The 13884-nt window shown below is 58.8% G+C and carries 10 protein-coding genes; 9 read left to right on the forward strand and 1 reads right to left on the reverse strand.

Features of this window, described 5'->3' with window-relative positions:
- Nucleotides 1-4: 4 nt before the first annotated feature.
- The 4 genes from mtgA (at nt 5) to PEL8287_RS03590 (ending at nt 4629) form a co-directional block, all read left to right on the forward strand.
- Nucleotides 5-727: a monofunctional biosynthetic peptidoglycan transglycosylase gene (gene mtgA / locus PEL8287_RS03575; RefSeq protein ID WP_085891011.1), complete on the forward strand. Its 723-nt coding sequence runs from the start codon at nt 5-7 to the stop codon at nt 725-727.
- Nucleotides 728-785: 58 nt separating this feature from the next.
- Nucleotides 786-1451: an FtsZ-binding protein FzlA gene (gene fzlA / locus PEL8287_RS03580; protein ID WP_085891012.1), complete on the forward strand. Its 666-nt coding sequence runs from the start codon at nt 786-788 to the stop codon at nt 1449-1451.
- A 77-nt stretch (nt 1452-1528) separates the two neighbouring features.
- Complete coding sequence (queG, locus tag PEL8287_RS03585; protein WP_085891013.1) at nt 1529-2578, forward strand: tRNA epoxyqueuosine(34) reductase QueG; 1050 nt, start codon at nt 1529-1531, stop codon at nt 2576-2578.
- A gap of 50 nt (nt 2579-2628) precedes the next feature.
- Entirely contained in the window at nt 2629-4629 is a 2001-nt protein-coding gene (locus PEL8287_RS03590) for a hydantoinase/oxoprolinase N-terminal domain-containing protein (protein ID WP_085891014.1), read from the forward strand.
- Here the strand turns inward: PEL8287_RS03590 and PEL8287_RS03595 are convergent.
- Nucleotides 4589-5533 (reverse strand): LysR substrate-binding domain-containing protein, encoded by a 945-nt coding sequence (locus tag PEL8287_RS03595; RefSeq protein WP_085891015.1) that lies wholly within the window; start codon nt 5531-5533, stop codon nt 4589-4591. The genes PEL8287_RS03590 and PEL8287_RS03595 overlap by 41 nt on opposite strands.
- Nucleotides 5534-5624: 91 nt before the next feature.
- Here PEL8287_RS03595 and PEL8287_RS03600 point away from each other — a divergent pair, with 91 nt between their 5' ends.
- Genes PEL8287_RS03600 through PEL8287_RS03620 form a run of 5 tightly spaced genes read left to right on the forward strand, consistent with a single transcriptional unit; the run spans nt 5625 to nt 13867 of the window.
- Nucleotides 5625-7142, forward strand: coding sequence for a trimethylamine methyltransferase family protein (locus tag PEL8287_RS03600; RefSeq protein ID WP_085891016.1), 1518 nt, complete (start codon nt 5625-5627; stop codon nt 7140-7142).
- Nucleotides 7143-7160: 18 nt separating this feature from the next.
- On the forward strand, nt 7161-8354 hold the full coding sequence (locus PEL8287_RS03605) for a glycine C-acetyltransferase (RefSeq protein WP_085891017.1): 1194 nt from the start codon (nt 7161-7163) through the stop codon (nt 8352-8354).
- A gap of 11 nt (nt 8355-8365) precedes the next feature.
- Nucleotides 8366-9391, forward strand: coding sequence for an L-threonine 3-dehydrogenase (tdh, locus tag PEL8287_RS03610; protein ID WP_217807667.1), 1026 nt, complete (start codon nt 8366-8368; stop codon nt 9389-9391).
- A 3-nt stretch (nt 9392-9394) separates the two neighbouring features.
- Nucleotides 9395-11371, forward strand: a complete 1977-nt coding sequence (locus tag PEL8287_RS03615; RefSeq protein WP_085891019.1) for an oxidoreductase — start codon at nt 9395-9397, stop codon at nt 11369-11371.
- Nucleotides 11372-11416: 45 nt separating this feature from the next.
- Nucleotides 11417-13867, forward strand: a complete 2451-nt coding sequence (locus PEL8287_RS03620; RefSeq protein WP_085891020.1) for a GcvT family protein — start codon at nt 11417-11419, stop codon at nt 13865-13867.
- The last annotated feature ends 17 nt before the right edge of the window (nt 13868-13884 follow it).

A 13884-nucleotide genomic window follows, 5' to 3' on the forward strand; every position in this document is an offset into this window, starting at 1 on the left:
CAAGATGGCGAAAACCCGCACCAAAAAACGCGCAAGCAAAACCACATCCCGCTTTCAGCCCATACGCTGGCTGCGGCGATGGGTGTTGCGGTGTGCGCTGCTGGCCGTGGTCATCGTCGTGGGTGTCGTCATCGCGCACCGGTCGGTCGAGCCGCCGGCGACGTATTACATGGGGCAGGAAAAGCGCCGTTTGGGCGGGATCAGTCACTCTTGGGTCCCACTGGACAAGGTCGCACCTGCGATGGCGCGGTCGGTTGTGGCCGCGGAAGATGCAAATTTCTGCGGTCACTGGGGTTTCGATATGGAGGCAATCCGCACGGCCATCGAAGAGGGCGGTGGGCGGGGCGCCTCGACCATCAGCCAGCAGGTGGTCAAGAATGTCTATCTGTGGCACGGGCGGAACTGGGCGCGTAAGGCCCTTGAGGCGATGATCACCCCCTTGGTCGAGGCCGTGTGGCCCAAAAAGCGGATCATTGAGGTTTATCTGAATGTGGCCGAGTTTGATGAGGGCGTTTTCGGGATTGAGGCCGCATCGCAGCATTATTTCGGGGTAAGCGCCGCACAACTAAGTGATGTGCAGGCGGCTAGACTGGCCGCCGTGCTGCCCGACCCGAAAGGTCGTTCGGCGTCAAAACCCACAGCGGCTTTGCGTAAACGGTCGGCGTCGATCCTAGATGGGGCGGCCACGATCCGCCGCGACGGGCGATCTGTCTGTTTCGAGGATTGAAATATGCCCCGGATCGGGGCATTGAGGGGTAACCCCGTAACAAGGTTTGACGCACACGATGGCCAAGCTATATCACGTTCCGCTTTCTCCGTTCTGCCGCAAGGTGCGCCTGAGTCTGGCGGAAAAGAAGATTGAATGCGAACTGGCCGAAGAGCGCTATTGGGAGCAGGACCCTGATTTTCTGCGGCGCAATCCCGCGGGTAAGGTGCCGGTGCTGAAGATAGATGGCAAGACAATGTCCGAGAGCACGGCGATTTGTGAATATCTTGAAGAGAAGTATCCAGAGCCCGCGCTTATGCCGAAGTCTGCCGATGCGCGATACGAGGTGCGGCGGCTGGTCAGCTGGTTTGACGACAAGTTTCACAGTGAAGTGACGTCGAAGCTTTTGTATGAGCGGGTTAATAAAAAGGTGATGGGCCAGGGATTTCCGGATAGCCGGAACGTCAAAGATGGCGCCAAGGCGATCAAATACCATCTGGATTACATGGCCTGGTTGCTGGATCACCGGCGTTGGCTGGCGGGTGATGTGATGACGCTGGCCGATTTTGCGGCTGCGGCCCATCTGAGTTCGCTGGATTATATCAGCGATGTCGACTGGAACCGAAGCGAGGTGGTCAAGGACTGGTACGCCAAGATCAAGTCGCGCCCGGCCTTTCGCAGAATTCTGGCTGATCAGGTGTCAGGCTTCCCGCCGCCGGCGCATTATGCCGATCTGGATTTCTGAAACAGGGGGCTTTGCCCCCCACGCCGAAATCCGGGGATTTCGACATGTCCCCCAAGGTATTTATGCCAAGAAAAAATATGGATGATTTGAAAAACAGGCTGGTGGCGCGCGCCCTTGAAGAGGGGTTTGACGCCTGCCGGATCTGTCGTCCCTGGGATGTGGGGCATGTGCCCGAACAATTGGCCGCGTTTCTTGACAGGGGCTATCACGGGCAGATGGGCTGGCTGGCCGAGCGCAGCCATTGGCGCGGGGCGCCTGAGGTCTTGTGGCCCGAGGCGCGTTCGGTGATTGTGCTGGGCGAAAGCTACACGCCTGGCGAGGACCCGAGGGCAACGATCGGGCAACCCGAGGTCGGAACAATCTCGGTTTATGCGCGGAACAGGGATTACCACGATCTGGTCAAAAAGCGGCTGAAACGGCTGGCGCGGTGGCTGATTGACGAGGCGGGCGGCGAGGTCAAGGTCTTCGTCGACACCGCCCCGGTGCCGGAAAAGCCGTTGGGACAGGCGGCGGGGCTGGGCTGGCAGGGGAAACATACCAATCTTGTAAGCCGCGATCTGGGTAGCTGGTTTTTTATAGGGTCGGTATTCAGCACGCTTGAAATAGAGACTGATCTTGCGGAAATCGACCATTGTGGATCGTGTCGTGCCTGTCTGGATGCCTGCCCCACAGATGCGTTTCCGGCACCCTATCAGCTGGATGCACGGCGCTGCATCTCATATCTGACGATTGAGCATAAGGGACCGGTGGATGAAGGCCTGCGACCCTTGATGGGTAACCGGATTTACGGATGTGATGATTGCCTGGCCGCCTGCCCATGGAACAAGTTTGCGGTTGCGGCACGCGAGTTGCGCTATCACGCGCGCGAAGATCTCAAGGCGCCGGAACTGGCGGCGTTGGCGACGCTGGACGACGGGGGGTTTCGCGAAATGTTTTCCGGCTCGCCGATCAAGAGGATCGGGCGGGACCGTTTTGTGCGCAATGTGCTCTATGCGATTGGAAATTCAGCCACCCCGGAATTGAAGCCTATGGCGCAAGCGTTGTGTGACGATCCGGATGCAGCGGTTGCGGATGCAGCGCGCTGGGCGGTCAGGCGACTGGAAAGTGACGCAAACGGGCTGGAATAGCCCGACAAACCCGCTAAACCCATATCGGAACAGGATGAAGGACAGGGCGCATGGCGTTGCTATTGGGCGTGGATACCGGCGGGACCTACACCGACGCGGTGCTGATCCGCGATGAGCGGGATGTGATTGCCAGTGCCAAGGCGCTGACCACACGACACGATCTGGCCGTGGGCATTGGCGAGGCGATTGCGGCGGTTTTGCGGACAAGCGGCGCGGATGTCGCCGAGATCGGGATGGCTTCGCTTTCGACCACACTGGCGACCAACGCTTTGGTCGAAGGCCAGGGCGGGCGTGTTGGACTGGTTTACATCGGCTTTCGCGAGCATGATTTGCAGTCTCATGGATTGTCAGAGGCATTGGGCGGCGATCCGGCGCTGGTAATCACGGGTGGGCACAACCATGCGGGTGGACAGGCACATGCCTTGGATAAAGACGCACTTTTGGCATGGTTAGAGACTGGTATTGGGGCCTCTGCTTTTGCCGTAGCGGCACAGTTTGCAACCCGCAACCCGGCGCATGAGCTGGAGGTGGCCGAGATGATCCGTGATGTGACCGGGCGGCCGGTATCGTGCTCGCATCATCTGTCGGCCAAGCTGAACGGGCCCAAGCGGGCGCTTACGGCGCTGCTGAATGCGCGTCTTATTGGGATGATCGCCCGGCTGATCGAAAAGGCCGAAGGCAAGCTGCGTGATCTGGGAATTGACGCGCCGCTGATGGTGGTACGTGGCGATGGTGCATTGATTTCAGCAGATCAGGCGCGCGAACGGCCGATTGAGACAATCCTGAGCGGACCAGCAGCAAGTATTGTCGGCGCACGCTGGATGACCGGGGCGGATTATGCGTTGGTGTCGGATATCGGCGGTACGACCACGGACGTGGCCGTACTGCGTGGTGGAAAACCGGCAATTGACCCGGCAGGCGCGCAGGTGGGGCCCTGGCGCACAATGGTTGAGGCGGTGGCAATGCGCACGACCGGGCTGGGCGGTGACAGCGAAGTGCATGTGAATGATGAAGGTCTGGCTGGTGGTGTCACCCTGGGGCCGCGCCGGGTGATCCCGATAAGCCTGATGGCGGTACAGGCACCCGATATGGTGCATGACACACTGGACGAACAATTACGGAGCACCACGCCCAGCGAAAATGACGCGCGGTTCGTACGGGCCGTGCCCGGGATTGACGCCGGAGGGCTGGCGGATCGCGATGCGGTGCTGTTGGACCGGGTTGGTGACAGCGTTCAGCCGATTGGCAAGGTGCTGAAGACGCGGATCGAGATTCAGGCGCTGCAAAGGCTGGTCCGGCGCGGCCTGGTGCAGGTTGCGGGTGTGACACCGTCGGATGCAAGCCATGTTCTGGGTGGGCTTGAGGCCTGGGACGCCGAAGCGGCCGGCAAGGCGATCGAATTGTTGGGGCGCAAACGGACCGGATCGGGTAATCGTCTGATGCCCGACCGGGTGGGCATGGCGCAGATGATTGTGGACCAATTGACACATCAAACCAGTCTGGCCTTGTTAGAGACTGCTTTTGCTGAAGAAGAAGCAGGATTTGGTTTGCCGCCAGCCCAGTTGGCGCGGCATGTTCTGATGCAAAGGGGGCTGGACCATCATCGGGGATTGGTGCGGCTTGAGACCGGGTTGAATGTACCGGTGATCGGGTTGGGGGCGTCGGCCAGCAGCTATTACCCGGCAGTGGGCGAAAGGCTGAGCTGCCAGATGATCCTGCCGGAGCATGCCGGCGTGGCGAATGCCATTGGCGCTGTTGTCGGGCGGGTAACGATCCGGCGGAGTGGCACGGTCACCTCGCCATCAGAGGGACGTTTCCGGGTGCATCTGGAGACCGGCCCCGAGGATTATTCCGAGGCCGAAGCGGCGCTATCGGCCTTGCAGGCCGCTTTGGAAATCGAAGCACGGCGCGAAGCCGAGCTGGCCGGGGCCGAGGATATACATGTCAGCGCCGTGCGCGATATCCGGGCGGCGCAGGCCGAGGCGCGCGAGGTGTTTCTGGAGGCCGAGATTACGGTAGAGGCGTCGGGGAGGCCGCGGATTGCGGTGTAGTTCGGGCCGAGAGTGACACAAGCCAGTCACGTACCTTTTCTGCCTGAGGACTGAGCGGGCGGCTGTTGGACCAGACCAGATAAAACGCGGCGCCGGTTGTCCATGCCCATTCGGGGCGGGCGGCCAACAGACCCTGCGCGATCAAGCCCTGGGTGACGTGCTGCCAGCCAAAGGCAAAACCTTCGCCTGCAATGGCGGCTTGTAGTACGAGAGCGTAATCATTCAGGCGCAGGCCGGTTTTGGGTTCGGTATAAGGCACGCGCCAGTGGGCAAAGTAATCGGCCCAGGAGGGGCGGTCACGAACGGGCTCTTCCAGGTGAATCAGAGACTGATTCAGTAGATTTGCTACGGTTTTCAGGTTGATCGCCGCGGCCATCACTCGAGGGGAGGCGATGGGGGCAATCACCTCGGGCGCGATCAGGTGGCTTTCGCAACCAGACCAGTCTCCGGTGCCCCGGCGGATCGCCAGGCTGATGGCTTCGGCATCTATATCCGGTTCGCGTTCTGAGGTTTGCAGGCGCAGATCGATATCGGGATGGGCCGTGTGAAATTTCGCCAGCCGGGGCACCATCCAGTAATGGGCAAAGGCTGTTGAGGCGGACAAAGTCACGTGGTCATTGGCGCTGCGGGTCGTCAGCAATCGGGCACTTTGCAGGATGCGATCAAAAGCGCCAGATGTATCGTTGTAAAGCCGCTCTCCGGCGTGGGTGAGCGTGACCGACCGATGGGCGCGCACGAATAGCTGAGTGCCCAACGAACCCTCCAGCTGTTTGATTGACGCGGAAACGGCCGGTTGCTGCACGTTCAGTTCCTGTGCGGCACGGGTGAACGATCCAGTGCGGGCTGCGGCCTCGAACACGAGCAGATGCCGGGGGGAGGAGACTAGTTTCCAGAGTTCTTGCATAATCTGAAATTATCCAAACCCACAGAATTTTCAAGGATCACAGGCATTACTTAGCCAGATAGATTGATCTGGCAACAGGGGAGGGTCAGGCATGGCCAGACGGGCACGCAACAGGCGGGACATGGGTGCGGCGGAAGCATCAGTGATTGCATCGCCTTATGTGCGGAGACGATTGCCGTTTTTCGACATAATGGACGAGGAAACGGTGGTGAAGCTGGAACGCCAGGTTGACTGGATCATTCAGGATATTGGCCTTGAATTTCGTGACGACCCGGAAGCGTTGCAGATCTGGAAGGATGCCGGAGCCGATGTGCAGGGTACGCGGGTGCGGGCGGCGGCGGACTGGATTCGCAGCCTGTGCGCCAAGGCGCCGCAAGAATTTACTCAAGTGGCGCGCAATCCCGAGAGGAATGTGCGCATCGGCGGGCACAATCAGGTGTTTGCCCCGATCTATGGCGCGCCGTTTGTGCGCGATCTGGCGGGGGGGCGGCGTTATGGCGACATGGAAAGTTTCGAGAAGCTGGTCAAGCTGGCCTATATGCACCCCAATCTGCACCATACCGGGTTGGTGATATGCGAGCCTTGCGACGTGCCGGTCAGCCACCGGCATCTGGACATGGTTTATACCCATATGGCCTGCAGCGACAAACCGCACCTTGGCGCGATTACCGAAATGAGCCGCGCGCAGGATAGTGTGGACATGGCAGAAATTCTCCATGGCCGTGATTTCATGGAAGAAAATTGCGTGATTATGGGGAATGTAAACACCAATTCACCGCTGTTGGTGGATCGGGTGGTGACCGAGGCAATCAGAGTCTATTGCAGCCGAAATCAGGGCATTGTCGTGGTTCCGTTTATCCTGTCAGGGGCCATGGGGCCGGTTTCGACCGCAGCCAGTGTCACGCAGGCCATGGCCGAGGCAATGATGTGCTGCGCCTTTGCCCAACTGGTGCGCCCGGGGGCACCGTTTATACTGGGGAACTTCCTGAGTTCAATGAGCCTGAAATCAGGGGCGCCGACATTTGGCATGCCGGAACCTGTGATCAGCAACTATGCGATCGGCCAGATGGCGCGGCGCGTGGGGCTGCCGCTGCGCTGTGGCGGATCGTTGACGGCCAGCAAGGTCGAGGATGCGCAGGCGGCCTATGAATCGGCGGATTCAATGCATTCCACGGTGCTGGCGGGGGCCAATTTTGTGCTGCATGCCGCCGGATGGCTGGAAGGCGGGCTATGCACAGGGTTTGAAAAGCTGGTCATGGATGCGGATCGACTGGGCGGTTACCAGAAAGTGCTGGCGGGTCTGGATGCCAGCGACGAGGCGATGGCGCGCGACGCTTACAACGAGGTCGAGCCGGCAGGGCATTTTCTGGGCTGCAGCCATACGATGCGAAATTATCAGACGGCGTTTTATGAACCTGCCCTGAGTGACAGCGAAAATGTTGAGAGCTGGGAAGAGAGCGGATCGAACGACATGCGGCAACGCGCCTATGCGCGGTGGACCGGGATGCTGGAGCGGTATGAGCCACCAAAACTGGATCAGGCGACCGATGAGGCGCTGAAAGATTATGTTGCCCGTCGCAAATCGGAAATTCCTGAGGCATGGTATTGAGTCTGGAGGAGTATCACCATGAGCGCATCAAACCGATTTGACGAAGACATATCCGGGCGGCTGGATCAGCTGCGCGATGAGGGCCTGTACAAGACCGAGCGGGTTATTACCTCGATGCAAAAGGGCGAGATATCGCTGGCGAGTGGGCGCGAGGTGATCAACCTTTGCGCCAACAATTATCTGGGCCTCGCCGATAACCCCGAAATCATCGAGGCCGCGCACAAAGCGCTGGACCGATACGGGTTTGGCATGGCTAGTGTTCGATTTATCTGTGGGACGCAGGAAGAGCATAAAGCGCTGGAGGCGCGGATCGCCGGGTTTCTGGGAAAAGAAGACAGCATTCTGTACGCCGCCGCGTTTGACGCGAATGCCGGTTTGTTCGAGACGCTTTTGGGCCCGGAAGACGCGATTATTTCCGATGCGCTGAACCATGCCAGTATCATCGACGGCGTGCGCCTGTGCAAGGCACAGCGGTTCCGGTATGCCAATTCGGATATGGCCGATCTTGAGCGTTGCTTGAAGGAAGCTGCAGGCGCCCGTCATCGGATGATTGCCACCGATGGCGTTTTTTCGATGGATGGTTATTACGCGCGGTTGGATGAGATTTGCGCATTGGCGGACAAATACGATGCCATGGTGATGGTGGATGATTGCCATTCAACCGGGTTTGTCGGGCCAACCGGGCGCGGCACGGCTGAAAAGTTTGGGGTTTCTGACCGCGTGGATGTCATGACCGGCACGTTGGGCAAGGCGCTGGGCGGGGCGTCGGGCGGATATACCGCGGCCTCGGCGCCGGTTGTGGACTGGTTACGGCAACGATCACGGCCCTATCTGTTTTCCAACACGCTGGCACCGGTGATTGCGGCGGCCTCGCTCAAGGTGTTTGACATCCTTGAGCAGGGCGAGGAAATGCGCGCGCAGTTATGGGAAAATGCCGCTTATTTCCGCGATCGAATGGGCAAGCTGGGGTTCGAGTTGCTACCCGGTGAACATGCGATCATTCCGGTTATGTTGCGCGACCCGAAGCTGGCGCAACAGATGGCGGCAAAACTGAACGATCACGGTGTTTTTGTGACTGCTTTTTCCTTTCCGGTGGTGCCAAAAGATCAGGACCGTATCCGCACACAGATGAGCGCCGCATTGTCCCGTGACATGCTGGACAAGGCGATTGACGCGTTTGAGGTTGTCGGCCGTGAACTGGAGGTGATCTGATGGAAAATCAGATGAAAGCATTGGTCAAAGCCAGGCCAGAACCGGGGCTTTGGATGGAGTACGTTCCGGTGCCCGAGCCGGGGCCGAATGATGTGCTGATCAAGGTCCGGAAGTCGGCGATATGCGGCACCGACGTGCATATCTGGAAATGGGACGAGTTCAGCGCCAAAACCGTGCCGGTGCCAATGGTGGTTGGCCACGAATTTGTCGGCGAGATTGTCGATACCGGTGCGGCAGCGGTTAAATACAAGATCGGCCAGCGGGTATCGGGTGAGGGGCATATCGTGTGTGGCACCTGCCGCAATTGTCGCGCCGGGCGCGGGCATTTGTGCCGCAACACCAAGGGAGTGGGCGTAAATCGACCGGGGTCTTTTGCCGAATATGTCTGTATTCCCGAGAATAACGTGGTGCCGATCCCCGAAGACATCCCCGATGAAATCGCCGCGATTTTCGACCCGTTCGGCAATGCGGTGCACACCGCGTTGAGTTTCGATCTGGTGGGCGAGGATGTGCTGGTTACCGGCGCGGGGCCTATCGGGATTATGGGCGCGCTGGTGGCGCAGAAGGTCGGCGCGCGCAAGGTGGTGATCACCGATATCAACCCTTACCGTCTGGATCTGGCGAAAAAAATGGGTGTGCAGCATGTCGTGGATGTAGGTAGCGAGCAGCTACGTGATGTCATGACCAAGATCGGCATGACCGAAGGTTTCGATGTGGGGCTGGAAATGTCGGGTGCGGCGCCAGCGATGCAGCAAATGATCAGCCGGATGAATAACGGTGGCAAAGTTGCCCTGCTGGGGATCGCACCCACCGAATTTCCGGTCGACTGGAACACCGTGATTTTCCGGATGCTGCACATCAAAGGCATCTATGGCCGCGAGATGTTTGAAACCTGGTACAAGATGATCGCGCTGGTACAGAGTGGGCTGGATGTGTCGGGGCTGATCACCCATCGGATCGGAATCGATGATTTCGAGGAAGGATTCGCCGCGATGATTTCGGGAAATTCCGGCAAAGTTGTGATGGATTGGAGTTAATTAGTGTCTGACTTTCCCCGTCTCACCTCTGAACTGCCTCTGCGTCACAAGGTGCTGCGCAACCGGATCACTTTCGGGGCGCATACGGCGAATATGTCGGTTAACGGTCTGCCTGGGGAACAGTTTGGCGCCTATCTGCTGGAACGTGCGATCGGAGGCGCCGGTATGATCGTGGCCGAGCCCATGCCGGTGCATCGAACCGGTGTTCTGACCCGCGGCAACTTTCTGGCCGAAGACGACGCGGTGATCCCGGCGTTTCGCAAGATCGTCGAGCCAGTGCAGGATGCGGGCGCTGTTGTGTTGCAGCAACTCTATCACGTCGGCGCGCATGGCGATTCTGACCTGAGCTATCAGCCGCATTGGGGGCCGTCGGGACTGCCCAGCTATCATGACAGCGATGGCAGTCATGCAATGACAGGGGCCGAAATTGAAGAGATGATCGCGGCTTTTGTCGCGGCCGCTGTGCGGTGCCGTGATGCCGGATTTGACGGGGTCGAGATCTGGGCCGCCTATCAGTCTTTACTGGAACAGTTCTGGACCCCCTGGAGCAACCGGCGCGATGATCAGTGGGGCGGGCCCTTGGAAAACCGAACGCGTATCTCGATGCGGATACTCGAAGGGATCCGGCGCGCCTGCGGCGAGAATTTCATTGTTGGTATGTCGGTCAGTTATTCCGACAGTTTCGATGTCACATTGGGGATAGAGGAACTGACCGAGGTCCTGGCGCTGCACGATGCCACCGGACATCTGGATTATGTCAGTTGTGGGTCGGGCGGGTATCTGGATTTTGAAAAGCTGATGCCGACTTTTGTGCTGGGCGAAAAGCCGACGGTATCGGCGACAGAAGTGTTCAAGCAAGAATTGCGCCATGCAAAGGTGCAGGCCGAAAGCCAGATCAGAACGCCCGAGAATGCTGAAAGTGTTCTGAGTGCAAATCAGGCTGATTTAGTCTCGATCGTGCGCGGGCAAATTGCCGATCCAAATCTGGCCCGCAAGGTTACAGAAGGACGCGCCGATGACATTCGTGGCTGTATTTCCTGCAACCAGATGTGCTGGGGCCGACGGTCGCGGGACTATTGGATTTCATGCCTGATCAACCCGTCTGTGGGGCGTGAGTATCAATGGGGTGGTGACCGGTTCATCAAATCCAAAGCGCCGAAATCAGTGCTGGTTGTGGGCGGTGGTCCGTCAGGGCTGGAAGCTGCGCGGGTCGCGGCAGAACGTGGGCACAAGGTGCAAATCCACGAGGCAGCATCGCAAATCGGTGGGCAGTTCCGGCTGGCTGGAATGCAGCCACGCCGGGCGCAGATTCTGGATTTGATGGGCTGGTACGAGCGGCAGTTCGGCAAGCTTGGTGTCGAGTTGAGACTAAATTCCTATCTGGACGCAGATGATATTCGCGAACTAGGCGCCGATGTAGTGGTATTGGCTACCGGCTCGCTGCCGGATGAGGAGAGAACGCAACGCTGGTTACCGCAACTTGGCCCCCTCCCCGGGCGTGAGCATGGCAATGTCTTTGCCCCTGAAGAGGTGATGCGGCGCGAGGCGAAGATCGCCGACACTGTCATCGTTTATGATGAGGGCGGCAATATGCGGGGTGTTGGCACCGCCTGGCATCTGGCCGAGACGGGCAAACAGGTGGTGCTTGTTACACCTGATCCGTTTGTCGGCAAAGAGCTGGCGCGTACAAGTGCCGATATCCCGATCCGGGCCAAGCTGGCGCAATTGGGTGTCAGGATGCTGAGTGAACATGCCATTGCCGGATGGCACGGGCAGGGCGCCGCGGTGCGCAACCTGCTGGACGGATCAGAAGAAGAGATCGCGGCTTCTGCTTTGGTGATGGCGACGACCAATCGCTCATTCGAGCCTGTTTCGGCGGAACTGACCGATCTGAACCTGCGGATTGTGGGAGATGCACAGGCCCCAAGGCAGGCACCTTTTGCGTTTTATGAGGGCCGCAAGTGTGGCCTGGAGATTTAGAAATACCCGCGTATTGCGCGGAACAAGACAGTAAGGGAGGCAGTTTTGCCAGATATCATCAAAGAAGAAACCGCTGGCGGAAAGAAATTGCCCAGCCATGCCAAAGTTGTCGTTATCGGCGGCGGCGTAGTGGGATGCTCGATCCTGTTTCACCTCGCCAAATTCGGCTGGAAAGATGTGGTATTGCTTGAGCGTGACGAACTGACCAGTGGGTCAAGCTGGCATGCGGCGGGGCAGATACACACCATTTCAAGCGACCCTAACATCAGCCGTCTGCAAAGCTATACGATCGACCTGTATAAAGAGATCGAGGAACTGTCAGGCCAATCTGTTGGTCTGCATATTACCGGCGGATTCTATCTGGCGTCGAACCAGACCTGGTATGACTATCTGAAGCGCGAGCGCTCGAAGGCGCGGTATATGGGCCTGAACCAGGAATTCATCAGCCCCAAAGAGGTGGCCGAGCGGCATCCGCTGATTGATCCCAGCCACTATATTGCGGCGCTGTGGGATGACCAGGATGGCGATCTGGACCCTTCTGGTGCGACCTATGCTTTTGCCAAGGCTGCCAAAGTGCATGGGGCGCAATATTTCACACATTGCGGTGTGACAGGGACGAAACAACGCCCGGATGGCAGTTGGGACGTGACCACCCCCAAAGGCGTGATCAACGCCGAGCATATCGTCAACTGCGGCGGGCTGTGGGCGCGTGAGGTCGGGCATATGCAGGGGGTTAACCTGCCAGTGCAGCCGATGGAGCATCATTACCTGATCACCGAAGCCATCCCCGAGATTGCGGCACGTTCTGAACGTCTGCCTTGCGGGATTGATTACGAGGCGAACATCTATTTCCGGCAGGAACGCCAGGGGATGTTGTTGGGCACCTATGAGCCAAAAGGCACGCCGTGGAAGGTCGACGGGACACCGTGGGATTTCGGGCACGAGCTGTTGCAGCCCGATCTGGAACGGATTGCCGACCGCCTGGAACTTGGGTTCGAGCGGATTCCGGCACTGGCAAATGTAGGCATCAAAGATGCGATCAACGGGCCCTTCACATTCGGCCCGGATGGCAACCCGATGATCGGGCCTGTGCCGGGCATGAAGAATTATTGGTGTGCCGTGGGCGTGATGGCTGGCTTTTGCCAGGGTGGCGGTGTGGGTCTGACCATGGCCGAATGGATGATTGATGGTGAGCCCAGCATTGATGTCTGGGCGATGGATGTGGCGCGGTTTGGCGATTGGGCCAGTCCCGATTGGGGTACGGTGAAATCCACCGAGAATTACGAGCGCCGGTTTGTAATGACCTTCCCGAACGAGACCCTGCCCAAGGGGCGCTGTCAGAAAACGACCGCGCTCTATGACCGCTTGGTGGCCAAGGGCGCTGTGATGGATCAGGGCTTTGGTTTGGAAAATGCGCTGTGGTTTGCCGATGGTCCCGAGGATGCGCACGAAGTGCCGTCGTTCCGACGTAACCGGTCGTTTGACTATGTCGCGCGCGAGGTCAAAGCCGTACGCGAGGCAGTGGGGGCCATCGAGATCGCCAACTTTGCCAAGCACGAGTTCAAGGGGCCGGGTGCGCGGGCCTATCTAGACACTATTCTGGCCGGATATGTCCCTAAACCGGGTCGTTTGACCTTGACTCCGATGCTGACCGAGAAGGGAAAATTGTATGGCGATCTGACAGTTGCCTGTCTGGCCGAGGACCATTTCATGTTGTTCGGATCGGGCGCCATGCAAGAGGCGCATCGGCGCTGGTTCGAGTCGCGCCTGCCCGACGACGTAAGCTATGCCAATGTCAGCGATGACTGGCACGGGATTGCCCTGTCGGGCCCAAAATCGAGGGCGCTGCTGCAAAAGATCACTCGCAAGGATGTAAGTGCCGAGGGGTTCAAATTCCGTGATCTGGAACAGACCTATGTCGGCAGTGTGCCGGTGGTATTGAACCGGATCAGTTTCAGTGGCGAACTGGGGTACGAGATTTACTGCAAACCCCAATACCTGATCCGCCTGTCCGAGGCGATTGAAGAAGCCGGCGCTGATCTGGGCCTGCGCTGGTATGGCGCGCGGGCGCTGATGAGCATGCGGCTGGAAAAAGGCTGGGGTGTCTGGACACTGGATTACCGCCCCGATTTCAATGCGGTTGAAAGTGGCATGGATGTCTTCATCAACTGGAAGAAGGATTTTGTAGGCAAGGCGGTTGCAGAGAAACAAAAGACCGAAGGGCCTGCCAGTAAACTGGTCACACTGGTAATTGATTGTGACGGAATTGACGTGTCGAATGACGAAGCCATCCTGAAGGATGGCAAGGCTGTGGGCTATGTCAGTTCGGGTGGCTATGCGCATCGTGTCGGGAAATCTGTGGCGATGGGCTATGTCAGAGCCGATCTGGCCAAAGGCGGCACCCGGCTGCAAGTAGAACTGCTGGGCGAAATGTTTGACGCCGAAGTGCAGGGCGCGCCGCTTTACGATGCCAACGGGGCGAACATGCGGGCCTGATACCGGAGGAACCCGGA

Origin of the sequence: Roseovarius litorisediminis (assembly GCF_900172295.1) — a bacterium.
GTDB classification, from domain to species: domain Bacteria; phylum Pseudomonadota; class Alphaproteobacteria; order Rhodobacterales; family Rhodobacteraceae; genus Roseovarius; species Roseovarius litorisediminis.